Origin of the sequence: Amycolatopsis mediterranei (assembly GCF_026017845.1) — a bacterium.
In the GTDB taxonomy this organism is placed as follows: domain Bacteria; phylum Actinomycetota; class Actinomycetes; order Mycobacteriales; family Pseudonocardiaceae; genus Amycolatopsis; species Amycolatopsis mediterranei.
Genome location: NZ_CP100416.1, coordinates 7134560 through 7155042 on the forward strand (window position 1 = coordinate 7134560; position 20483 = coordinate 7155042).

Here is a 20483-nt window from a genome sequence, read left to right on the forward strand (position 1 = left end):
GGGGCAGCGTGCCGAATTGATCAGTTGTGCCGGGCGTCGCGAGCCCCGCCGGACGGACGCATTGAGACGATCAGGTGATTCTCGTACCCGCACTTTTTCCGCCGCCTCCTGTTCCGGCAAGGTCGATCCGTCGCCCGACTCGACTCAGGAGCGCAGCGCGTGCCTTTCAACCCGAAGCAGCCCAGAGGTCCCGACGGCAGGTGGATCAAAACCGGTGGCGTTTTCGGCGCGGCCGTCTTGGCGACGGTTGTGGCGGCGGCGAGCGGCGGAGACGTGGTCACTTCGGTCGGCGCCGGGCTCGACGCCGCGACGACCAAGAGCGTGTCCGAAGCGGACGCGGCCGCCGGCAAAAAGGCCGCACGGAAGGGCGATCGCGCCGAGGCATGGCGACGGCTGGCTCTCAAGGAACTCAAGAAGGAGATCAAGAAGGACCTGCGCTGCACCGTCCAGTCGTTCGGCCAGGTTCAGCAGTTCTTCCTCCGCCATCCGTGCGACAAGCTCGACCAGCTGCTGTTCGTCGTGCAGGACCGGAACGGGAACACGATCGCCGGTTCGGTCGCGTGGGTGAAAATGCCGTCGGCCGAATCCGCCGGACAGCTCCGCAAGCTGGAAGACGTGTACGGATCCGGTGACGTGACTCCGTTCGGATCGGAAGTTCTCGCAGCGGGCGGCTTTCGTTTCACCGGAAAGCACTACCGGTCGCGGCCGGACGGGAAGCTGGTCGTCATCGCCGAAACGGACCCGATCAAGGGCCACCCCTCCGACGCGTTCCTCAAGCAGGTCGCCGACGTCGCGGATGTCCTCCCGCCGCCGTGACGACGGGGGCCGGCCTGCACCGTCAACCCGAGGACGGCCTCGGCCGAAAGTACGAGACGGGCGCGACTCAGCGGGTGCCGGGCCGCACCGGGTTCTAACTTCCCGGTATGACTACTGAAACGGTACGGGCGACTCCGCCCAGCACGATCATCGCCGCCTTCTTCGGGTTTCTGGCGTCCACCGTCTCCGCGATCGCCGGTGGGCTGTTCATCTTGAGCGCGCACGACGAAATCGCGGCGGCCTTGCGCCGCGACAACCCCTCGTTGTCGCCGGACCAGCTCGACCGGCTCACCTTGCTGACCCAGGCCATTCCGGTCGCGATCGCCGGGGTCATCGCGCTCGTCTACCTGTGGCTGTCGTTCAAGCTCAAGGCCGGGCGCAACTGGGCGCGCGTCACGCTCACTTTGTTCACGGTGCTCCAGGCCGCTTCGCTGCTGGCCACGCAACCGTCGTGGGCGGGCTACGTCAGCTGCGGGATCGCGGTCGTCGCGACCGTGCTCAGCTACCTGGGCCCGTCCAACCGCTACATCGCCGGGGTCCGGCGCGCGGGCTGATCCGGGCCGGTGGATCATGACGGCCATGCGCAGAACGGGGGCCCGGGCCCGGCGCGGCATGCTCGGACCCGAGATCGCGGTGCTGGCCGCGGCGATCGTCGCCGATGTGCTGCTGGCCCTGCGCGTGCCCGGACACGGCGGGCACGGCTGGGCCGCCCCGCTGGCCGGGCTCCTGGCCTCCACGGGCACGGCCGTCCCGGTCCTGGTCGTGCTGCGGCGGCGCTTTCCCCGCCACGTCGGCATCCTGGGGAGCGCCGTCGCGGTGCTGTCGGCGATCGGCACGCTCGTGCCGATCCTCACCGACGTGCGGAGCGAGCCGCCGATCGCCGAAATCGTGGCGGCCGGGGTGCTCACCGCCTCGGCCGGCCGCAAGCTCGAGCCGAGACGCACGGCCGTGCTGGCACCGGTGCTGGGCGTCGTGATGATCGCGGCGCCGCTGCTCCGCTACGGCGCGGACGTGCCGGAGGCGCTGCTGGCCGTGGCGGCTGCGGCGTACTGGGGCGCCTGCCTGGGGGTCGGGCTCATCCTGCGTGCGGCGGACGGCCGGGAGCGGGACGCGCTGGAGCGGGTGCGCGGCCAGGAACGGCTGCAGCTGGCCAGGGAGCTGCACGACCTGGTGTCCCACCACGTCAGCGGCATCGTGGTGCGCGTTCAGGCCGCGCGTGCGATCACCGAAGCGAAACCCGACGAGGACAACCACGCCGCGGTCTACCGCGAGATCGAGGAGGCCGGAAGTGCGGCGCTGGCCGCCGCGCGCCGGCTCGTCGGCATGTTGCGGGACACCGAAGGCGTGCCGCAACATGCCGGTGCCGTCCTCGGTGACGCGGTGCGCGCGGCCACCGGCTCCTTCGCGCGGGTGGACATCGCCGAGGAGCTGGACCAGCTGCCGGTGCCGGCCCAGTTGGCCACGACCATCCACCGCGTCGTGACCGAGGCGCTGACCAACGTCCGGCGGCACGCGCCGGCGGCGACCGACGTGGCCGTCTCCGCGCGCGTCGAGGCCGACGAGCTGGTGCTGGAAGTCCGGAACGACGGCGTGCCCGCGACGCCGTTGCCCTCCCCCGGCGGGTTCGGCATCATCGGCATGACCGAGCGGCTGGCCATGCTGGGCGGCGGCCTGACCGCGGGGCGCGAGGCCGGCTCGCGCTGGCGGGTCGCGGCCCGCTTGCCGCTCGGCGGCGAAGACGCGCCCTTCGACACCCTGCCGCGGGGGATCTGATGACCATCCGCGTGCTGGTGGCCGACGACCAGGTCATGGTGCGCACCGGGTTCCGGCTGGTGCTCGACGCCGCGCCGGACATCGAAGTGATCGCCGAGGCCGCGGACGGGGAGACCGCGGTCCGGCTGGCGCGGCGGTTGCGGCCCGACGTGACGCTGATGGACATCCGGATGCCCGGAGTGGACGGTCTGCGCGCGACCGAGCTGCTGGCCGGACCGGCCGTCGCCGACCCGCTGCGGGTCGTGGTGGTGACGACCTACGACGCCGACGAGAACGTCTACGCCGCCTTGCTCGGCGGCGCGTGCGGGTTCCTGCTCAAGGACGCGGGGCCGCGGCTGCTGGTGGACGCGGTCCGCGCGGCGGCCAACGGCGAAGCGCTGGTCTCGCCGTCGGTGACGGTGCGCCTGCTGGCCCGGTTCACCGAGCGGGCCCGGCGGCGCGCGCAGGGGGCGCCGGATCTGCTGACCGACCGGGAGTCCGACGTCGTGCTCGCGGTGGCACAGGGGCGGACCAACGCGGAGATCGCCGACGATCTGCGCGTCTCCCTTTCGACGGTCAAGACACACCTGACGAACGTGCAGCGCAAGCTCGAGCTCCGCAACCGCACGGAGATCGCGATTTGGGCGTGGCAGCGCGGTTTGCTCGGCTGACGGCGATGCTTGACCGGTGTGCAAGACTCGCCGAGTGTGCCGTCAGCGCCGTGACCACTTCGGCTCCGGAACCGCCTGCCGCCGACCGGGCGGGTGAGCTGGCGGAGCGGCTGGGGATGGCCGGGCGCCGGGCGGTCCAGTCCGTGCTGGACTGGGCTCTTGCCGTCGGCATCGGGGTGTTCGCCGCGCTCGTCGCCGGCCTGATCGCCATTCCGTTGGTGCAGTGGGGTTGGGTGCCGCCGAAGCTCATCCTGTGGGGACCGGCGATCACGTTCCTGGTGGCCACCCAGGCCTGCGACATCGTCATCCAGATCTGGGTTCCGGTGCGCCGGAACGGGGTCACCCCGGGGATGCTGGTGATGGGCCTGCGGGTGCAAACCCTGCGCGGCGGCCGGCCCAAGGCGCGCGCGTACCTGATCCGGTGGGTGCTCCTCACCGTCGACGGGCTGCTGCTGGGGCTGGTGGCCTTCGTCAGCATCGTCGCGACCAAGCGACGGCAGCGGATCGGCGACCTCGTGGCGCGGACCCTCGTGGTCCGCGCCGACCACGTCGACTGAGGGCACTCGCCTTCCACGCCCTCGCCGGGGTGGGTGCGCTGATCGAAGCGGGCGAATGAGCCGTCAGCGGGCGGCGAGCACCCCGCGCACCTCGTCCGCGCCCAGCACCACGGGAGTGCGCAGCGATCCGACCTCGCCGATTTCGATCTCGACCACGTCGCCCGGCTGCAGCCCTTGATCGAGGCCCGGTACGACGGACGTGCCCGTCGAGAGCACGGCGCCGTCGGGGAAGTCGTTGTCCCGCCACAGGTATTCGACGAGTCCGGCCGGTTTGCGGTTGAGCTGGGCGGTGCTGGATTCGCCGTCGAACACCTCGTGATCGTCGCGCAGGATGCGCATGCGGAGGTCGAGCGACAGCGGGTCCGGCACCTCCCACGCCGGCCGGACCCGCGCCGACACCGCGCACGAGCCGGTGTAGATCTTGGCCTGCGGGAGGTACAGCGGGTTCTCGCCTTCGATGCTGCGGGAGCTGACGTCGTCGACCACCACGTACCCGGCGATCTCCCCGGCACTCGTGAGCAGCAGGCCGAGTTCCGGCTCCGGCACGTTGTTGGCGGAATCGGCGCGAATGGCGATCGGCTCACCGTCGGTGACCACGCGCCACGCGGCCGACTTGAAGAACAGCTCCGGCCGCTGCGCGCGGTAGACCCGCGCGTAGACGTCCTCGTCGGCGCTTTCCTCGCGGCGGGCCTCCTCGGACCGCAGGTAGGTCACCCCGGCGGCCCATACCTCCATCCGCCCGTCCAGCGGCGGCAGCAGGCGCACCCCGGCCGTGGCCACCGGTTCCCCGGCGGTGTCGGTCAGCTCGCGGATCTCCGCCACGGAGTGGCGCAGCAGCTCGCTCATCGACGTCACCGCGAGCGGCCGCAGCTGCTCACCGGCGAGCAGGCCGACGCGGATGTCGCCGGCTCCGTCGGCGAATCGCACCAGGTGACTCATCCCGGACCTCCTCGGTCAGCATCGAACCTACGGAGTGCGCAGCACGGCGGTCAACGAGTGCCGGACAGGCGTCCGCCGGCGCAGGGCCCACTCGGCCACGGCCAGGTTGATCACCCAGCCCGCCGCCATCAGCATCGCCCGGGTGAACTCGCCGGGCACGCCCACCAGCAGGGTCCACGGGACGTGCGTCAGCACCTGCGTGCCCGCGCCCAGCCCGATCGCGTACCCGCGGGTCATCCAGACCCGGTGGCGGCGAACGTCGCGGCGGCGGATCGCGACTGTGGCCAGCACGATCGACACCGCCATCGCCGTGCCGAAGAACAACCGGAACACGGTGAGGAGGTCACCGTCGCCCGGCGGGAGCTCGGAGAACAGCGTCATCCACAGACCGGACAGCGCCGCGATAAGCCCGCACGGAACCAGGACCCGCCCGGCGACCCGGTGCCAGCGGGGCCGGCGCCGGCGCAGCGACGGCACGAACTGGAACGCCCCCAGGACGCAGAAGATGCTCGCGCCGAAGATGTGCAGCACGACGGGCAGCGGCATGGCGAAGAACCGCGCGTTGTCCGCGGTGACCCGCGCGCCGCCGGTCAGCTCGGCCACCCGCGCGGAACCGGCGGCCACCGGCACCGCACTGAGCAGGAGCAGGCCCGCCGGGACCAGCCACGCCGGTTTTTTGTTGAGTAGCAAGGGAAAACCCCTCTCGGAGGTCATGCGCGAACGTCTTCGCCCAGCATGACGACCGGCGGCCCGCGGCTCATCGGCAGAAGGGCCGGACCTCACCCGTCCCCAAGTACGGCCCGGTTCTAGTACTTTCGGCGGGGCGCGGCTGCCGCGTTGCGGACGCGGCGGGTTTCGTGGGCCCAGATGGCGATTTCGACGCGGTTGCGGGCGCCGAGCTTGGCCATCAGGCTCGCGATGTGGGTCTTGACCGTGCTGAGCGTGATGTAGAGCTCCTCGGTGATCTCGCGGTTGGTCCGCCCGCGCGCCACGCTGAGCAGGACCTGTTCTTCGCGGTCGGTGAGGGGTTCGATGGGCTGGCTCGGCGCGCCGGAGCCGGTCCCCGCGAAGGCGTCGAGCAGCCGCGCGGTGACGCTGGGCGCGATCAGGGCGTCACCGGTCGCGGCGGCGTGGACGGCCTGAGCGAGCAGCTGCGTGCCGGCGTTCTTCAGCAGGAACCCGCGCGCGCCCGCCCGCAACGCCGCGTAGACGTACTCGTCGAGGTCGAACGTGGTGATGACGACGACGGCCAGGGGGTTCTCGACGCCGGGACCGGCCAGGCGGCGGGTGGCCTCGATGCCGTCCATGCCGGGCATGCGGATGTCGAACAGGCACACGTCCGGACGCAGCCGCCGCGCCAGCTCGACGGCGGCCTCCCCGTCGGCGGCCTCGCCGACGACCTCGATCCCCGGCTGGGAGCCGAGCAGCATCGTCAGGCCGGTGCGGACGATCTCCTGGTCGTCGGCGACGATCACGCGGATGCTCATGCCGCCACCCCACCACGGGGCAGGACCGCGGTCACCGACCACCCCCGCCCCGGGTTCGGGCCCGCTTCGCAGGTTCCGCCGAGCAGGCCGGCCCGCTCGATCATCCCGGCGAGCCCGTAGCCCGGGGACGCCGCCGGGCGCACGAGGCCGGGCTCTCCGTCATCGCTCACGCGCAGCCGCACCGACGTGTCGTCGGCGGTGACCCGGACCTCGATCCGGGTCACGTGCCGGGCGTGGCGCCGGGCGTTCGTGACCGATTCCTGGGCCAGGCGGTAGATCGCGCTCCCGATCGACGGCGGCAGGTCGTCGAGGTCACCGGAGACGGTCACGTCGACGAACGGCCGGGCCCGGCTCGCGAGCTTCCCGAGATCGGCGATCCGCGGGTTCGGGGCGAGATCGGCCGGCTCGTCGCGGCGCAGGACGCGGACCATGGCCCGCATCTCGTCGAGGGCGCGCGCCGCTTCGGCTTCGATCAGCTGCAGCGCTTCGGCCGCGGCTTCCGGCTGCGACGGCATCATCGCCAGACCGGCCTGCGCCCGGATCGCCATCGCCGAGACGTGGTGGGCGACCGTGTCGTGCAGGTCCCGCGCCAGCCCCTCGCGCTCGAGCAGTTTGACCTGGTCCAGCTCCCGCAGCCGCGCCCGGGCCCGGTACCGCACCGCCGCGGCCAGCGTGACGGTCGCGAACAGCACGACCAGCCCGCCCACCGCATCGGCGACGCTCTTCTGCCCGAGGGCGACCGACAGGGCGGTCTCGGGCAGCACGAGCCCCACCCCGAGCACGAGCTCGCGCCCGGACCCCCACCGCGCCAGCGAGTACGGCAAGAGAAGCAGCCCGGCCATCGCATACGCCGACGGGGCGGCACCGCCGGTCAGCAGCGTGACCACGGCCGTGATCCCGAACGAGGCCAGGAACATCGGGAACGGCCTGCTCCGGCGCCACAGCAACGTCGGCAGCAGCGCGGCGACGACGACCACGGACAGGACCCGCCACGGCATGTCCGGCCGGAACAGGCCCTCGAGCACCAGGGCGGCCCCGAGCACACCGAGCAGCGCCCAGTCACGCCACACCCGCGACGGCGGATCGGGCGGCCGGGGTTCGTCCCACAGCGAGCGGAGCGCAGAGTTCACCCGCTGATGGTACGAAAGGCCCAGCCGGCCCAGATCACCCGAAAGTACGACTGCGGCGCCGCTCGGTGGTCGTGATTTCCTGAGCGGAGAGCGTCGCTTCGCGTCAACTGGCACCCACGCAGATGAACGGCCGCCGGTACGGGTCCCGTCCCGTGGAGTGCGCCAGAGCGTCGGCCGGCGAGCTGCCCGCCGCCAGGCTGTGGTGGAAGTCGCTCATCGCGAGCGAGGCAGCTCGCTCCCCCACCTGGGTCACGGCCGCGACGACCGTGCTGACTCCCGAGGCCAGCAGCGCACCGGCGAAGCCGAGTGGTTCGTCGCCCGGCCTGATGTGGGTGAGCGCGAGTTCGTTGGCCGCCGGCACCACCTGCGCGGGTGGCCGGCCGAGGCGCAGCACGTCGTGGGCGAACAACGGCCCGTCGGCGAGTTCCAGCCGCGAAAACAACGCATTCTCCGGCTCGTGCTGGCCGTGGACCGCCAAGTGCACCATCCGCGCTCCGTCCAGGTGGCGCAGCACCGCGGCCACGGTCGCCTCCGGCCCGCTCAACGACGTCGCATCGGGGTAGAGCTCGCGCAGGTCGTCGAATTCGCTTTGCTCGACCTCGACTCCCGGGCCCCTGATCAGGACGTGTCGCCGGCCTGAGGGCGACTCGGTCGCCCGTCAGCGGCCAGCCACGCGGTTGCGGACGGCGTGACCACGTGCGGGCGGCTGGGCAGCGACGGCAGCGCACCCCACGAGACCGAGTGCAGGGACCCGCTCGGCACGATCACGATCACGAGCTCGCGGTCGCGGTCGCGGTCGCGGTCGCCCAGCAGCTTCGCCGGCGGAGCCAGCAGCTGGTCATCCAGTGCGCCGGCTCGTCGACTCGCTGAGGCGGCGATTACCTGGCGACACCCAGCTCGTGGTCGTGGTCGCCGACCGGCAAGCTCACCTGACCCGGGGGCGGCCCCCGGCGCAGGGCCGGGTTCCGCCGGCTCGCGCACCAGCTCGCCGGCCGGGCCTTCGTCAACTTCCTCGCCATCAGCCAGGCGAGCGCCTGCGCGTCGGTGGTCAAGGCCGGAACCGGCCCGGCCGGTTTCGGCTGCTCTGGCCGGTTCCGTCCGTGGCGCGGGCCGATCAGTTCGAGCGCACGGCAGGTCGTATGGGTGTGGTAGACGAACAGGCGCCCCAAAGCGTGCTCTCGTTCGTGCCGGCGCGCACGTTCCCCACCCAGCTCCGCGGAATAGGCGCGAAGCAGGTCGTGCAACAGGAATCTCCCATCAGCCGCTTCGCGGACCAGGTGGACGCGCATCAGGCTGCGGAGGGTGTCTCGAGCCTCCTCGAGGGTGATACCACCGGCGAGAGCGGCCAGGCCGTAGTCGTCGATGCTGCACCGTGCCGGTGCCACGCTGAGCAGCCGGAACGCTTGCGCCTCGCGGGCGGACAGCTGCCGGTAGGACCACGAGAACACCGAGCGGACGGCGGTGCACGCATGGCCGCTGGAGCCGAGCATCTCGAGTTTCCACCGTTCGTCACCCAGCTCCCGGGCGAGCTCGTGCAGCTGGGTCCACGGCCGGGCCAGCGCCAATTCGGCGACGGTACGCAGCGCCAAGGGCAGGCACGCGCACTGCTCGACCAGTGCGTCCGCCGCAGCGGGCTGGTCGTCGGCCCGGTCTCCGAGCCGCCGGCGCAGGAGTTCCACCGCCTCGCCGTGCGGCAGGAGGTCGACGGTGATCCGGGATGTGCCGTGGGCGATCGAAAGACCCGGGAGTGCGTCACGGCTCGTCACGAGCACGAAGCAGCTCCGGGTTCCCGGCAGCAAGGGCTCGACCTGATCGGGTGTCCGCGCGTTGTCCAGGACGATCAGCATCCGCCGGTCGGCGATGAGGGACCGATAGGCGCTCGCCCGGCGATCCAAGCCGGTGGGAACGGCTGCCTCCGCTATCCCGAGTGGGCGCAACAGGTCGGCCAGCACGTCCTCGGGCGCGGCGGGATCGTCGACGTCATATCCCCGAAGGTTGACGTAGAGCTGCCCGTCCGGGAACCGGTCCCGGACCCGGTGCCCCCAATGCACCGCCAACGCTGTCTTTCCGATGCCGGCGGTGCCGGAGAGGGAGGACACCACCACCGAGGTCGACGTGCGGGAGCCGTCGAGCAGCCGGTCCAGCTCGTCGAGCTGCCCGGCCCGGCCGGTGAACCCGGAGATGTCCGGAGGCAGCTCTCGGGGAACCGGGAGGCGAGGCTGACGCGGCACGTCGTCCTGCTCCGCCACCGAGCCTCCTGGTCACCTGACACCAACGTCGGCCCTACGGTATCGCGCGGCCGGGCGTTCCTCGGCGATCCGATCCCGACGGCGGTTCCCCCCGATCACCGAAACGGCGCGTGGTCAGTTCCGCCAGTGTTGGCGTCCGCACCACCGTCGCTTCATCCGGCGCGCTTACCGTCGATGGGCCCTGGGGGTCCCTCACCGCGAAAGGTCCCGATGAAGACTGTCGATCTGCGGCGTGCCCTGCTCACGATCGTGGCGCTGGTGGTGGCCGTCGGCGGGGCGGCCACCGCAAGCGCGTCCACGACACCCGCGATGACGAACGCCGGTGCGGTCCGGAAGGACGCCGTCTCGGCGGACTTCGCCGCCGTCACCCGTGATACCCGGTGGGAGCTGGTGAGCACGCTGAAGCTGCAGTTCCCCACCTACCACACCGAAGGCCTGGCGTTCGCCGGCGACCGGATGTTCCTCTCCGCCGTCCAGGTCCTGGAGCCGACCAAGAAATACCCGGTTCCGCAAGGCGGCTACGACCGAACCCCCGGCAAGGGCATCGGCCACGTCTTCGTCATGGACCGGGCGGGTCACCTGCAGCGCGACATCGTCCTCGGCGAAGGCGACATGTACCACCCGGCAGGCATGGACTTCGACGGCACCTCCGTCTGGGTTCCGGTCGCCCAGTACCGGCCGGACAGCAGCGCCGTCGTCTATCGCATCGACGCCCGGACCCTGGCCGTGCACAAGCAGTTCGAGGTCGCCGACCACGTGGGCGGGATCGTCCGGGACGCGGCCAGCGGGCACCTGGTCGGGCAGAGCTGGGGTTCCCGGCGCTTCTACGAGTGGACGACCGACGGCCGTCGGATCGCTGCCTGGGACAACCCCGGTTTCTTCGTCGACTACCAGGACTGCCAGACCCTCCCCCAGCGCCGGATGATCTGCGGCGGCATCGCGAACCTGCCGCAGACGCCGGCCGCGGGTGGCGCGGGCGCGACCTACGAGCTGGGCGGGATCGGCCTCGTGGACCTGCGCGCCCGGCAGATCGAGCACGAGGCTCCGGTCCAGCTGTGGTCCGCCGCCGGCCACGTCGTCAACCGCAACCCGTTCAAGATCGCCGCCGCGGGCAACACGCTGACCATGTGGGTCGCCCCCGACAACGGCGACGAGGGCAACGGCACCGAACTGCTGACCTACGCCACGACCGTCGCCCCGCCCCGGTGAGGGCGATCAGCCGTCGGGCGTTCACCCCTGCCCGATGGGCCGGCCGAGTTCGGTGGTGGTGAACAGCCGCCCGCCCAGGTGTGCCGAGACCGTCTCATCGGGCGGTACCGCGGCCGCGAACCGCTCGGCGTCGTCGACCGGGTGGTACCCCAGTTCCCGGCCCTCCCGCAGGGAGCAGCAGCCACGGCTATTGGCCGAGACCCCCCAGATGACCCGGAAGCCGGGGGCCGTGGCGGTCAGGCACGCTTCGAACATCCGGCCGGCGTCGCCCGGGGACAACCACAGACTCAGGGCGTGCCGGTCCACCGGCCGGACGAAGCACGAGCCGATCCGCACGCAGATGACGTCCAGCCCGAACCGGAAGTGGTAGAGGCTGCCCAACGCCTCGACCGCCGCCTTGCTGACCCCGTAGAGGGTGTCCGGACACGGCGGGCAGTCCGCGGGCACCGGCTGCCCGGCCGGCCGGAACCCGACCGTGTGCACGCTGGACGCCAGCACCACCCTGGGCACTCCGGCAGCCAAGGCCGCGTCCAAGACCGTGCGCGTGCCACTGACGTTGACGGCCATGAGCCGATCCCAGCTGTCCTCACCGGCGAGGGCGGCGAGGTGGATCACCGCGTCCACCCCCCGGCACGCGCCGGCCATGACGCCGGCGTCGGTGACCGAGCCGGTCACCCACTCGCCGGGGAGGTCGCCGGGCCGCGCCAGATCCAGCAGCCGCAGGTCCCACGCGGCGTGCAGGCGGGGAACCACGATGTGCCCCACCCGCCCGGCCGCGCCGGTCACCAGCACCCTGCCCACCACAAGCCTCCCCGACCCCACCGGCCACCGATCCCGGCCGGGAGAGAACTGCACCTTGACGGCGGAAGACCGGCACGACGAACCGCCGGGGCCGTCGATGCCGGGCACTACCCGGTACCCGCACCGGACCACCGTAGCGCGCACCGACCGCCACCAGCGTCGTCCGATCGCCGGGACTTCACTCCGGAACGGCCGAATCAGCCGAAGCGGCCGTGGGCGTAGTCGGCCGTCCGGGGGTCGGAGGGCTCGTCGAACACCGCGTTCGCCGGGCCCGCCTCCACGATCACCCCCGGCGCTTCGGCGAGGAAGAACGCGCATTGCGCCGAAACCCGTTGCGCCTGCTGCATGTTGTGCGTGACGATGACGATCGTGACCTCGCCGCTGAGGTCCTCGATCGTCTCCTCGATGCGGCGGGTCGACGTCGGGTCCAGCGCCGAGCACGGCTCGTCCATCAGCAGCACCTTCGGCCGGACGGCGAGCGTGCGGGCGATGCACAGCCGCTGCTGCTGGCCGCCCGACAACGCACCGCCCGGCTGGCGGAGCCGGTCGCGGACCTCCTTCCACAGCCCGGCCTTCCGCAGGCACTCGGCGACGAGGTCGTCCCGCTCGGCCGCCTTGACCTTGGTGCCGGTGAGCTTCAGCCCGGCCGTGACGTTGTCGTAGATCGACATCGCCGGGCACGGGTTCGGCTTCTGGAACACCATGCCGATGCGGCGGCGGGCGTCGGTCAGCTTCCACGACGGCGCGTAGATGTCGTCGCCGGCCGGCAGCACCTCGCCGGCCAGGGTGGCGCCGGGCACGAGTTCGTGTCGCGCACGACGACGTCCGCCAGGGTCAACCGGTCCCGGAGGGTCCGCACCGCGTCGGCGCACGAGGCAGCGTCCGGAAAGGACGTTGCCGACTGCGCCAGACTGCGGTTGTCGGCGGAAAGAAACCGCCACACGATGCTGCCCGCCGAGCCGGCCCACCACGAAGTCCAGGCCGTCGACCGGCCGGCCGAGGCGGCGCGGGCCGCAGGGAGCCGTCCTCGATGACGACCGGGGTGCCGGTCTCCAGGGCGCGCCCGCTCACCGGCCCGGCGCGAGGCTGATGTCGCTGCGGCCGAACAACTGCTGGGCGACGTCCTTGCACACGGTGGCCCCGTACCGGTGCTCGTCGCCTTGGTCCGGGTAGTGCACCATGACCGCGAGCACCCAGTGGTCCCAGATGGCCAGGCAGTCGACCGTCCACCAGGTCCCGTGCCGGGTCCAGCCGTTCTTGACCGCCGGGCGCCTGCCCTCGAGCGCCGGCGCCTCCGGGATGCCGAAGGCGTTGCCGGCGTCGACCGAGCGCATAAGATCGAGGAGCTTGGTCCGCCACTGCGGGCTCAAGCCCGGACCGCGGGCGACGCACTGGCCGAGCAGGGTCGCGTCGGTCGCGGGCATCGTGGTCTTGGACCACCAGTCCGGGTGGATCCGCGTGTCGCGCAGGCCGCAGGTCCGGATCATCCGGCTGATCGAGTCGTCGCCGCCGAGCCGCAGGTACAGCGCCTGCGCGGCGTTGTCGTCGCTGGTCCGGATCATCCGGGTCAGCCGGGCCTCGTCCTCCGCCGAAATCCGGGACCGCCGGGAAGCGAGGAAGTCCACGGCGAGCCAGCTCTTGATCATCGATTCGGTCGTGTTGCGCAGCGTCCCGTCGCCGACCACCGCACCGGTGCCGAGTTCGCGCAACGCCCAGGACCAGTCGCCCCGGACGTCGACGGCCACCTTGACCTCCGCCGGATCCGGCGCAGCCCGCCGCGCGTTCGGGGCCGGTGCGGCGGTGTCCGGCGGCGAAGACACCGACAAGACCGGCCGTTCCACGGCGGCGGGCACGTTCACCGGACGAAGGAACGTCGCCGCGGCGACGGCACCGAAAATCACCCCTCCGACCACGACGACCACGGAAAGACGCATCGGAACTCCTTCGACCGGGCGATGGACCGCTGCTTTTTCACGGCAACCGCCCGGAAGGCGGGCGTCACCCAGGAGAGCTGGCCGGAGGCGGGGAAATCACGCACTCGGACGCGGCCGGAGATCCACGTCAGTGGAGAGTCACCGAGGCCGGGGCCTGTTCATGCACCATGAACAGAGCGCCCCGCCTCGCGCAGGAAACAAGAACTACCGGTCGAGCTGAACGGAGTTGAGCAACGTCAGCGCAGCCGCTCGGTTGGCGGGCGAGCTGTTGATTTCGACGGTGTACGGGCCGATCTTCCGGAATTGGCGGGCCGGCAGCGGATCCTGCTCGGTGCCGCTGTCCGAGCTTTCGTTGTTCCGGGGAATCCACACGAACAGGGAGAAGCACCGGCTGTCGAGCGGCACCTTCCGCACCTCGATGTCCGGGCAGAGCACCAGCGTGTTGGCCTCGGACTCGCTGGTGAACGTGTCGACCTTCTGCCCCGCGGGGAGTTGCACGGACTTCAGCGGCGACTTGATCACCGGCGGCGTGGCGCGGATCTTCCCCAGCAGATCGAGCATTTCCGCGGCCGTCACCGGTTTCGCGGTCTGCACCCGGAACCAGCGATTCGGTCCGTCCTGCCACATGACCGTCTGCGGCTGGGAGATCTGCCCGGCGGTGGTGGGCTTCGCGGGCAGCGCGCTCTTGGGCGGGGCGCTCTCCCGGACTTCGATCTCGAACGCGTATTTATGGTCCTGGCCGTAGTGCACGGTGGCGAAGTGCGGCTGGATGGCCCAGAACATCAGCTGCCAGGAACTGTCCTCGAGGCTCACCGCCGGCGCGGCGGGCGGCACCTTACCGGTGTCCGGCGACCCGGTCGCCGCGGCGGACGAGGGACTCGGGTGCGCGGCCGGAGGCACCACCGCGGTGCCCCGCTCCAGCGCCCCGACGGCACCCGCCCCGAGCGCGACCACCGCGAACGTCACCGCGGCGACCCCGATCACCCGGCGCCGCCGGATCCGGCGGGTGGCGCCGGCGAGCACTTCGTCCGGATCGGGGGCCAAGGTCTCCTGCGCCCGCAGCGCGCGGCGCAACTCGTCGAGATCGGTCATCACACACTCTCCTTGCCTTCTTTGAGCTGGACGCGCAGCGAGCTCAGGCCGCGCGAGATGTGGCTGCGCACGGTCCCGGGCGCGCACCCGAGCACCGCGGCGATCTCGTCGTCGTCGCGGTCTTCGTAGAACCGCAGCACGATCGACGCCCGTTGGGCCCGGCTCAGCCCGGCGAGCAGGCCGCCGAGCTGGTGGGCGTCGGCGATCCGCCCGGCCGGATCCGGCTCGGTCAGCTCCCGGTACCGCGCGACGTCCGAGGTCGGGCGCACCGAGCGCTGGTACCAGCGGCGCCGCCAGCCGAGGTAGCCGTTGACGACGATCTTCCGCATGTACAGGTCCGGCCGATCGGCCGCCGCGAGCTGCCGCCAGGCGCGATGCGCGTGCACCAGCGCGTCCTGCACCACGTCCTGCGCCAGTTCACGGTCGCCGGTCAGGACGGCGGCGAACCGCACCAGACCGGGCAGTTGCTCGCGGGTGAACTCTTCGAACTGCACACCCCTCAAGATGCCGCCATCGACGCGATCCGTTGCAGTGAAGTTCGAGATGGCCGAGCACCCCGAGGCGACGGCTCCAGCTCAGTAAACCGAACGCAGCAGTTCGGCGACCTCCGCTGCCGACGGCAGGCGTGGCGCGTTCTTCGTGACGGCGTCGGCGACCGCGGCCGCGGCTATCTCCGGGATCTCCTCGCGGGTGACGCCGAGTTCGCGCAACGGGCGTTTGATCTCGATCGCGCCCGAGATCTCCCGGACGGCCTCGATCGCCGCGGCGGAGCCGGCCGGTGTGACGTGCAGCGCGCGAGCCGTTGCTTCGTACGCCTCCCCCGCGGCCGCCGCGCTGAACTGCATGACCTCCTCCAGCACCGCGGCCAGCGCGACACCGTGCGGCGTGCCCGTGTGCGCGGTCAGCGCGTGGCCGATGCCGTGGACCAGGCCGAGCCCGGACAACGTCAGTGCGTGCCCGGCCAGGTGCGCGCCGAGCATCAGCTCCGCCCGCGCTTCCAGGTCGCCGCCGTCGCGGTAGGCGACCGGCAGCCACCGGCCGACCAGGCCGACCGCCTGCGTGGCGTAGGCCGCCGAGAACGGGGTGGCGCCCCGCGAAGCCAGGGATTCGATGCCGTGGACCAGGGCGTCCAAGCCGGTCGCCGCGGTGATCCCGGCGGGCAGCCCGAGGGTGAGCTCCGGGTCCAGCACGGCGATCCGCGGCTTGACCGAGGCGTGTCCGATGTAGACCTTCCGGCGCGCGCAGACGTCCTCGGTGACGCCGAACCCGTTGGTTTCCGCGCCGGTGCCTGCCGTCGTGGGGACGGCGATCAGGGGCAGGCCGGCGGCGGCGTCCCACAGCCGATCGGCGTCCGCGGCCGCGGCGCCCGGGTTCCCGGCGAGCAGGGAGACGCCCTTGGCCGCGTCCAGGGCCGAGCCGCCGCCGAGGGCGAGCACGGTCGCGGTGCCGAACGCGCGCAGGCGGGCGGCGCCGCGGTCGAGTTCCGCCGTCGACGGGTTCGGGCCGATGTCCTCGTGGACCGCGTGCTCGATCCCGGCGGCGGCCAGGATCTTCTCGACGCGCTCGACGATCCCCGTGGCTCGCAGCCCCCGGTCGGTGACCACGAACGCCCGGCGGTGGCCCAGGCTGTCGACGAAGCCGGGCAGCTCGGCGATGACCCCGGGACCGTATTCGGTGCGGCCGGTCGGCTCGACGGACAGGCGCATGCCGGGCTCCTTCAGACGGCCGGGACGGTGGGCAGCGGCAGCCGGAAGTCCTGACCGGCCCACTTTTCGTACAGGCGGACCGGGCTCATTTCCCCGGCGCGGTCGCCGTACGCCGCCTTCGCACGGCGGAAGATCCGCTCGACGAGCGCGGCGAGCTCGGCCGGCACCCCGACATCGCGGGCGAGGTCGACGGCCAGGCCGAGGTCCTTGCACGCCAGCACCATCGCGAACGAGTCGTCGTAGTCGCCGTCCGCCAGCACGGACAGCACGTCGTGCTCGAGGAAGTGGGACGCGGCCGGGCCGGCCAGCAACGCCGAGCGAAGCACACCGAGGTCGACGCCCGCCTTGACGCCCACGGCCAGGACCTCGGCCGCCGCCACCAGGTGGCCGAACCACAGCAGGTTGATCATCAGCTTGACGGTGTAGCCGTGCCCCACCGCGCCGACGTGCAGGATCTTCGCCGGATCACCGAGGACTTCCAGCAGCGGCAGCACTTCGCGGAAGTCGCCCGCGTCGCCGCCGACGAAGATCTGCAGCAGGCCGGCCTCGGCGCCGCGGGCCATGCCGCTGACCGGCGCGTCGAGCCGCCGGACGCCGCGCGCGTCGAGGACCTCTTCGGCGATGCGCTGCGCCGCCGCGGGGGTGGAGGTCGACATATCGATCCAGAGGGCACCCGGCGAGAGCGCCTCGGCCGCTCCGCCACGCAGGAGGACGTCCTCGACGACGCCGGGGGTCGGGAGCATCGTGATGAGCACGTCGACGCCGTCGGCGCAGGTGGCGGGGCTGTCCACCCACCGGGCGCCCAGGCCGAGGTGGTCCAGCGCTGCTTCGGGGCGGACATCGTGGACGGTGACGTCGTGGCCGGCGAGGATCAGGTGCCGCGCCATGTGCCGGCCCATGTTGCCGAGGCCGATGAAACCGATCTTCATGCTAGGTCTCCGGAAGGTTGAGCCAGGTGGTCTTGAGCGCGGTGTAGGCGTCGAGGGCGTGCAACGACTTGTCGCGCCCGGCCCCGGTGGCCTTGAAGCCGCCGAACGGGGTGATCACGTCGCTGGCGTCGAAGGTGTTGATCCACACCGTGCCGGCGCGCAGCCGCTTGGCGACCCGGTGGGCCGTCGTGACGTCGCGGGTCCAGACCGACGCGACCAGGCCGAAGTCCGTGTCGTTGGCCAGCCGGACGCCTTCCTCCGGCGAGCCGTCGTAGGTCAGCACGGCCAGCACCGGGCCGAAGACCTCTTCGCGCTCGATGGTCGTGCCGGGCCGGACGTCGTCGACGATGGTCGGTTCCATCGCGAGGCCCTCGCACCGGCCGCCGAGCACGATCGTCCCGCCTTCGGCGCGAGCGGCGTCGAGGTAGCCCAGGACGCGATCGCGCTGGACGTCGTCGACGAGCGGGCCGAGCACGGTCGCCGGGTCGAGCGGGTCGCCGGGCCGGAACGTCTCCTCGGTGATCTTCGCGAGCTCGGCGAGCAGCTCGTCCTTCAGCGCCGCGGGCACGATCACCCGCGAACCGGCGTTGCACGTCTGGCCGGCGTTGTAGAAGATGCCCCACGCCACCGCCGACGCCGCGGCGGACAGGTCCGCGTCCGGCAGGATCAGCTGCGGCGACTTGCCGCCCGCCTCGACGGCCACCTGCTTGCCGTTCGACTCTCCGGCGTAGACCTGGAACAGCCGCGCGACCTCGGCCGATCCGGTGAAGGCGATCTTGTCGACGCCGGGATGCCGCCCGAGCGCCTGCCCGACGACCTCGCCGCGGCCGGGGACGACGTTGAGCACGCCGTCCGGCAGGCCGGCCTCGGTCGCCAGCCGGGCCAGCAGCAGCGCGGCCAGCGACGTCTGCTCGGCGGGCTTGAGCACCACCGAGTTGCCGGTGGCCAGGGCCGGGCCGAGCTTCCAGGACGCGATGAGCAGGGCGTAGTTCCACGGCACGACCGCGCCGATGACGCCGAGGGGCTCGCGGGTGATCCACGCCAGCGCGTCGCCCGGTGTCGGTGCGAGCTCGTCGTAGGTCTTGTCGATCGTCTCGGCGTACCAGGCGATCGTCTCGGCGGTCTTGGCGACGTCGACGCGCTGCGACTCGCTGATCGGCTTGCCCATTTCGAGCGTGTCGAGCAGGGCCAGCTCCGCGGTGTGGGCGGTGATCGCGTCGGCCCAGCGCAGCAGGATCCGCTTGCGCTCCCGGGGTGGGAGATCGCGCCAGCGTCCGTCCTCGAAGGACTCCCGCGCGGCTCGAACGGCCCGGTCGACGTCCTCGGCGCTGCCCGCCGGGATCTGCGCGAGCACGCGGCCGTCGCGAGGGGAAACGCTCGGGAACGTTTCGTCCGAAGTGGACTCCACGTGCCGTCTGCCGAGGAACGGCCGGGTCTCGGGCGTCAGCCGGTCCGCCGCCGCGAGCCAGTCTTCGTGGGTCAGATCCGCCACCGCTGCACCGCCTTCTCGTCGAGTTCGATGCCCAGGCCGGGCCGCTGCGGGACGGCCAGCTCGCCCCGCGCATCGATCATCACGGGTTCGGTCAGCATGAAATCGCGGCGCTCGGGGGTCCAGCCGGGCGGGTCCCAGGGGAATTCGAAGAACGGCCCGCCGCCGACCCCGGCCGAAACGTGCAGGTTGGCCAGCACGCCGATGCCGTTGGTCCAGCTGTGCGGGGTGAACGCGCGGTGCTTGAGCTGGGCGAGCTCGGCCAGCGTCCGGGCCCGGTGCATCCCGACCGCCAGCACGACATCCATCTGGTAGACGTCGAGGACGTCTTCTTCGAGGTAGCGCAGCAGCTCCGGCACCGAGTGGTGCATCTCCCCCGCCGCGATCCGCAGGCCCGGGTTCTCCGCCCGCAGCGTCTTGAAGCCGGCTATGTCGTTGTACGGCAATGGTTCTTCGACCCAGAAGACGTCGAGCTCGGCCAGCCGGCGCACCAGCTTGCGGGTCTTCGCCAGGTCCGACGCGGGTGCGGTGTCGCCGGCCATCCGCCAGGACTGGTTGAGGTCGACCATGATGCCGAAGTCCGCGCCGAGGGCGTCCCGGACCGCGGCCACGGCGGCGACACCCTCGTCCACGCGGTTCCGGTCGATCCGGATCTTCATCGCCCGGAACCCGGCTTCGCGGGCCCGCAGGGCCGTCTCCACGCGTTCGGCGGGCGGCTTCAGCTCGGCCGAAGAGGCATACGCGGGCAACGAGCGGGCGGAGTTCCCGAACAGCGTCGCCACCGGCAGGCCCGCGACCTGCCCGATGACGTCCCAGAGCGCGACTTCGAGGGGCCAGTAGCACCCGCCGTGGAAGTTGGCGGTTTCGATGGCCTTCACGTGCCGGACGATGTCCAGCGGGTCCTCGCCGAGGAACAGGTGCTCGACCGCCTCGAAGCCGGCCATGGTGTCGCCGGAGCCGATGCCGGTGATCCCGTCGTCGGTGTGCACCCGCACGATCGTCGCGTCGAAGTGCCGCCGCGGTTCGGGGTCCCAGGCCGCGGCGAGCGGCGGGTCCAGCGCCGGCCGCAGCCGGTCGAGGGTGATGGCGGTGATCTTCATCCGAGGGCCTCCAGCTCGGGCGCGGTGCGGGCCAGGACGTCCGGGTCCGGCGCGTAGAACGGGTTGGCCGGTCCGGTGCGCGCGGCGTCGAGCACGACGTCGATCGTCGGCGTGCCCAGCACCGCGGCCCGGATCGCCCGGAAGGCCGCGAGCCGCTGGTTGGCGAATGCTTCGTCGAGGTCGGCCACGCCGGGGTCGACCCAGATCGCGGCGATGAGCAGCAGCGCACCGGCCTCGGCACCCGGGAGGTCCCCGGCCTCCACGGCGTCGGCCACGCCCCGGGCGAGCCCGGCCTGCGCGGCGCCCCAGGTGGCCCGCCGGTGCAGGTCGGTCTCCGCCGCGGTCTTGGGCACGAACAGGGTCGGCGGCTGGACCGGCACGGACGGTCGCAGCACCGTCACGAAGGGCACGTGACCCGCGCTCGGCGTGGCCAGCGCGGTCGCCCACGCGGTTTCCACCGGGCCGCCCCGGCGGCCCAGCACGATGTTCGTGTGGGCGGCGTTCACCCCCTCGCCCACGAAGGCCTCGCCGATGAGCGCGGTGGACGCGAAAGTCATGGGTGCTCCAGGTCGATGGGGGTGCGGCGGGATCGACGGTAGGAGCGCGCGGAAACGGCGGGCAA

21 protein-coding genes and 1 pseudogene are annotated in these 20483 nt (G+C 72.1%); 6 read left to right on the forward strand and 16 right to left on the reverse strand.

The window, feature by feature from the left end; all coding sequences use genetic code 11:
• Window positions 1-273: 273 nt before the first annotated feature.
• The 5 genes from ISP_RS31760 (at window position 274) to ISP_RS31780 (ending at window position 3796) form a co-directional block, all read left to right on the forward strand.
• Entirely contained in the window at window positions 274-816 is a 543-nt protein-coding gene (locus ISP_RS31760) for a hypothetical protein (protein WP_230468453.1), read from the forward strand.
• A gap of 107 nt (window positions 817-923) precedes the next feature.
• On the forward strand, window positions 924-1370 hold the full coding sequence (locus tag ISP_RS31765) for a hypothetical protein (RefSeq protein ID WP_013227976.1): 447 nt from the start codon (window positions 924-926) through the stop codon (window positions 1368-1370).
• 25 nt (window positions 1371-1395) lie between these two features.
• Entirely contained in the window at window positions 1396-2589 is a 1194-nt protein-coding gene (locus ISP_RS31770) for a sensor histidine kinase (RefSeq protein ID WP_230468454.1), read from the forward strand.
• Window positions 2589-3239, forward strand: a complete 651-nt coding sequence (locus tag ISP_RS31775) for a response regulator (protein WP_013227978.1) — start codon at window positions 2589-2591, stop codon at window positions 3237-3239. The genes ISP_RS31770 and ISP_RS31775 overlap by 1 nt, the downstream gene beginning before the upstream one ends.
• A gap of 50 nt (window positions 3240-3289) precedes the next feature.
• A complete protein-coding gene (locus ISP_RS31780; RefSeq protein ID WP_013227979.1) occupies window positions 3290-3796 on the forward strand; it encodes an RDD family protein in 507 nt (168 codons plus the stop codon).
• A 63-nt stretch (window positions 3797-3859) separates the two neighbouring features.
• Here ISP_RS31780 and ISP_RS31785 read toward each other — a convergent pair whose 3' ends face one another.
• The 6 genes from ISP_RS31785 to ISP_RS31810 form a co-directional block, all read right to left on the reverse strand.
• On the reverse strand, window positions 3860-4735 hold the full coding sequence (locus tag ISP_RS31785) for a fumarylacetoacetate hydrolase family protein (RefSeq protein ID WP_013227980.1): 876 nt from the start codon (window positions 4733-4735) through the stop codon (window positions 3860-3862).
• Between the two features lie 27 nt (window positions 4736-4762).
• Window positions 4763-5425 carry a DUF2306 domain-containing protein gene (locus ISP_RS31790; RefSeq protein WP_013227981.1) on the reverse strand — a complete coding sequence of 221 codons (663 nt, stop codon included), beginning with the start codon at window positions 5423-5425 and terminating at the stop codon, window positions 4763-4765.
• 116 nt (window positions 5426-5541) lie between these two features.
• Window positions 5542-6222, reverse strand: a complete 681-nt coding sequence (locus tag ISP_RS31795; protein ID WP_013227982.1) for a response regulator — start codon at window positions 6220-6222, stop codon at window positions 5542-5544.
• The gene (locus ISP_RS31800) at window positions 6219-7352 is read right to left on the reverse strand and encodes a sensor histidine kinase (RefSeq protein WP_013227983.1); all 1134 of its coding nucleotides are present in this window, start codon (window positions 7350-7352) and stop codon (window positions 6219-6221) included. Before ISP_RS31800 ends, ISP_RS31795 begins: the two co-directional genes overlap by 4 nt.
• A gap of 103 nt (window positions 7353-7455) precedes the next feature.
• A complete protein-coding gene (locus tag ISP_RS31805) occupies window positions 7456-7896 on the reverse strand; it encodes a CHAT domain-containing protein (protein ID WP_230468455.1) in 441 nt (146 codons plus the stop codon).
• A 334-nt stretch (window positions 7897-8230) separates the two neighbouring features.
• A complete protein-coding gene (locus ISP_RS31810; protein WP_013227985.1) occupies window positions 8231-9601 on the reverse strand; it encodes an NB-ARC domain-containing protein in 1371 nt (456 codons plus the stop codon).
• Window positions 9602-9811: 210 nt separating this feature from the next.
• Between ISP_RS31810 and ISP_RS31815 the strand changes: the two genes are divergently transcribed.
• Window positions 9812-10810, forward strand: coding sequence for a DUF6454 family protein (locus ISP_RS31815; protein ID WP_013227986.1), 999 nt, complete (start codon window positions 9812-9814; stop codon window positions 10808-10810).
• Between the two features lie 21 nt (window positions 10811-10831).
• On the opposite strand, the gene ISP_RS31820 is transcribed toward ISP_RS31815, so the two are convergent.
• The 10 genes and pseudogenes from ISP_RS31820 to fae all read right to left on the reverse strand — a co-directional run bounded on the left by ISP_RS31820 (window position 10832) and on the right by fae (window position 20418).
• Complete coding sequence (locus ISP_RS31820) at window positions 10832-11611, reverse strand: NAD-dependent epimerase/dehydratase family protein (protein ID WP_013227987.1); 780 nt, start codon at window positions 11609-11611, stop codon at window positions 10832-10834.
• Window positions 11612-11808: 197 nt separating this feature from the next.
• A pseudogene (locus ISP_RS31825) lies at window positions 11809-12420 on the reverse strand (phosphate ABC transporter ATP-binding protein); the annotation flags it as partial.
• A 258-nt stretch (window positions 12421-12678) separates the two neighbouring features.
• On the reverse strand, window positions 12679-13545 hold the full coding sequence (locus ISP_RS31830; RefSeq protein ID WP_013227989.1) for a serine hydrolase: 867 nt from the start codon (window positions 13543-13545) through the stop codon (window positions 12679-12681).
• Window positions 13546-13749: 204 nt separating this feature from the next.
• Window positions 13750-14637, reverse strand: coding sequence for a hypothetical protein (locus ISP_RS31835; RefSeq protein WP_014467428.1), 888 nt, complete (start codon window positions 14635-14637; stop codon window positions 13750-13752).
• Window positions 14637-15131, reverse strand: coding sequence for a SigE family RNA polymerase sigma factor (locus ISP_RS31840; RefSeq protein ID WP_013227991.1), 495 nt, complete (start codon window positions 15129-15131; stop codon window positions 14637-14639). The genes ISP_RS31835 and ISP_RS31840 overlap by 1 nt, the downstream gene beginning before the upstream one ends.
• A gap of 81 nt (window positions 15132-15212) precedes the next feature.
• Window positions 15213-16343 (reverse strand): iron-containing alcohol dehydrogenase family protein, encoded by a 1131-nt coding sequence (locus tag ISP_RS31845; RefSeq protein WP_013227992.1) that lies wholly within the window; start codon window positions 16341-16343, stop codon window positions 15213-15215.
• A gap of 11 nt (window positions 16344-16354) precedes the next feature.
• Window positions 16355-17272 (reverse strand): NAD(P)-dependent oxidoreductase, encoded by a 918-nt coding sequence (locus ISP_RS31850; protein WP_013227993.1) that lies wholly within the window; start codon window positions 17270-17272, stop codon window positions 16355-16357.
• 1 nt (window position 17273) lies between these two features.
• Window positions 17274-18764 (reverse strand): aldehyde dehydrogenase family protein, encoded by a 1491-nt coding sequence (locus tag ISP_RS31855; protein WP_013227994.1) that lies wholly within the window; start codon window positions 18762-18764, stop codon window positions 17274-17276.
• Entirely contained in the window at window positions 18752-19861 is a 1110-nt protein-coding gene (locus ISP_RS31860) for a mandelate racemase/muconate lactonizing enzyme family protein (RefSeq protein ID WP_013227995.1), read from the reverse strand. The genes ISP_RS31855 and ISP_RS31860 overlap by 13 nt, the downstream gene beginning before the upstream one ends.
• Window positions 19858-20418, reverse strand: a complete 561-nt coding sequence (fae, locus tag ISP_RS31865) for a formaldehyde-activating enzyme (RefSeq protein ID WP_013227996.1) — start codon at window positions 20416-20418, stop codon at window positions 19858-19860. The genes ISP_RS31860 and fae overlap by 4 nt, the downstream gene beginning before the upstream one ends.
• Window positions 20419-20483: the final 65 nt, after the last annotated feature.

What these genes read in the sequence shown, in the direction of transcription:
- ISP_RS31770 (WP_230468454.1), top strand. Translation starts at nt 1,396, where the DNA reads ATGCGCAGAACGGGGGCCCGGGCCCGGCGCGGCATGCTCGGACCCGAG.
- fae (WP_013227996.1), bottom strand. Translation starts at nt 20,418, where the DNA reads ATGACTTTCGCGTCCACCGCGCTCATCGGCGAGGCCTTCGTGGGCGAG.
- ISP_RS31830 (WP_013227989.1), bottom strand. Translation starts at nt 13,545, where the DNA reads ATGCGTCTTTCCGTGGTCGTCGTGGTCGGAGGGGTGATTTTCGGTGCC.
- ISP_RS31815 (WP_013227986.1), top strand. Translation starts at nt 9,812, where the DNA reads ATGAAGACTGTCGATCTGCGGCGTGCCCTGCTCACGATCGTGGCGCTG.
- ISP_RS31775 (WP_013227978.1), top strand. Translation starts at nt 2,589, where the DNA reads ATGACCATCCGCGTGCTGGTGGCCGACGACCAGGTCATGGTGCGCACC.
- ISP_RS31860 (WP_013227995.1), bottom strand. Translation starts at nt 19,861, where the DNA reads ATGAAGATCACCGCCATCACCCTCGACCGGCTGCGGCCGGCGCTGGAC.
- ISP_RS31850 (WP_013227993.1), bottom strand. Translation starts at nt 17,272, where the DNA reads ATGAAGATCGGTTTCATCGGCCTCGGCAACATGGGCCGGCACATGGCG.
- ISP_RS31835 (WP_014467428.1), bottom strand. Translation starts at nt 14,637, where the DNA reads ATGACCGATCTCGACGAGTTGCGCCGCGCGCTGCGGGCGCAGGAGACC.
- ISP_RS31785 (WP_013227980.1), bottom strand. Translation starts at nt 4,735, where the DNA reads ATGAGTCACCTGGTGCGATTCGCCGACGGAGCCGGCGACATCCGCGTC.
- ISP_RS31845 (WP_013227992.1), bottom strand. Translation starts at nt 16,343, where the DNA reads ATGCGCCTGTCCGTCGAGCCGACCGGCCGCACCGAATACGGTCCCGGG.
- ISP_RS31765 (WP_013227976.1), top strand. Translation starts at nt 924, where the DNA reads ATGACTACTGAAACGGTACGGGCGACTCCGCCCAGCACGATCATCGCC.
- ISP_RS31795 (WP_013227982.1), bottom strand. Translation starts at nt 6,222, where the DNA reads ATGAGCATCCGCGTGATCGTCGCCGACGACCAGGAGATCGTCCGCACC.